The 1,479-nt window shown below is 67.4% G+C and carries 1 protein-coding gene; it reads left to right on the plus strand.

All coding sequences use genetic code 11. The features are described from left to right. Positions 1-192: 192 nt before the first annotated feature. On the plus strand, positions 193-1,458 hold the full coding sequence (locus tag NM2_RS46905) for an IS110 family transposase (protein WP_245718598.1): 1,266 nt from the start codon (positions 193-195) through the stop codon (positions 1,456-1,458). Positions 1,459-1,479: the final 21 nt, after the last annotated feature.

Raw genomic sequence — 1,479 nt, forward strand, 5'->3', positions numbered from 1 at the left:
CCTCCGGGGAATGCTTGGTGCGCTTGTCCTTCGAGGACTGAGATGAGACTGCGTCCCCGGGGGCCTGTGCCGGAGGCATGTCGTCTCGGAAGGTGTCGTCCCGGTGAGGACTGGTTTATCAGCACGACGCGCCGCCTCCAGCCCCGGTCGAGGACAAATGAAATCTGGTGGAAGGCAACGCTTTTGCTTGCTGTGGGGATAGATTGGGCCGAGTCGTTCCACGACGTGGCCCTGGGCCGGCCCGGTGAGGGTGTGATCGAGCAGTTCCGCATCGACCATTCCGCGGCCGGTGTGGCCCGGCTCGTCGCACGCTGTGTAGACCTGGAACCCGATCCTGCCGAGGTGCGGGTGGTGCTCGAGACCCGTCACGGTGTGCTGGTCGAATCGTTGGTCGATGCGGGATTCACGCTGCTGCCGGTGAATCCGGACCTGGTCGCGCGCCGCCGCGGCCCGGCGAAGAAGAAAGACGACGCCGAAGACGCTCGCATCTGCTGCTTGCTCGCGCTGGACCAGTTTCTGGACCTGCGCAAGCTCGTCCCGCACGGTGATCTGGCCGCAGAGCTGCGTGCCATCGCCCGTGACGACGAACGCGCCGCCCGCGACCAGCGCCGCCTGCTCAATCGGCTGCGTGCGGACCTGCTGTCCACGTTCCCGGCCGCGGTCACGATCGCCGCCGATGATCTGGGCAGCCCAATCATGTTGAAGCTCTTGGCATTGTGGCCCACCCATGCCCAGCTCGCCGACCTCGACCGCGACCAGCTCGAGGCATTCGCCCGCGCACACCGGCATGGCTGGCCGGACCGGTTCACCGCCCGCGTCTCGGGAGCGCTGGCGGTCGAGCAGTTGCCCGTGCGTGAGTACCTCGTGCGCGCCAAGGCCACCACGATCGCATTGACCGCGACGCAGCTGCTGGCCCTGCGCGAGGCTCGCAGAGCGTGGTCCCGGCGTATGGGTGAACTGCTGCTGGGCGCCCGCCGCGAAGGCCGCGCCAAGCAACCCAGGAACCCCGATCCGGGAAAAGCGGTGCCGGGCGGTGAGATCTACCTGAGCTTCCCCGGGCTCGGGGACGTGCTCGCCGCCCGGGTCGCCGGTGAAATCGGGGATCACATCGAGCAATTCGCGACTCCGAATGCGCTGCAATGTTACGGCGGGACCGCGCCGGTGACCCGAAGATCCGGGCGCAGCGAGTACGTCGTGGCCCGCCGGCTCGCGCACAACCGCTACCTCGGTGCAGCGGTGCATCAATGGGCGTTCTGCAGCCTGCGCGCCTCGGGATGGGCGCGCGAGTTCTACGACGCCAAGATCACCAAGGGCAAATCCCACCACAGCGCGCTGCGCGCGCTGGCCAACCGATGGCTCGAACTGCTGTGGCACTGCCTCACCCGAGGCATCGCCTACGACGAGAACGTCCACGTCAGCAACCGCCGCAACGCCATCACCCCGACAACCGCTGCCTGAGGTTGACAGAAGGTGTCTCAT

It is taken from the genome of Nocardia miyunensis NBRC 108239, from assembly GCF_001613065.1.
In the GTDB taxonomy this organism is placed as follows: domain Bacteria; phylum Actinomycetota; class Actinomycetes; order Mycobacteriales; family Mycobacteriaceae; genus Nocardia; species Nocardia miyunensis.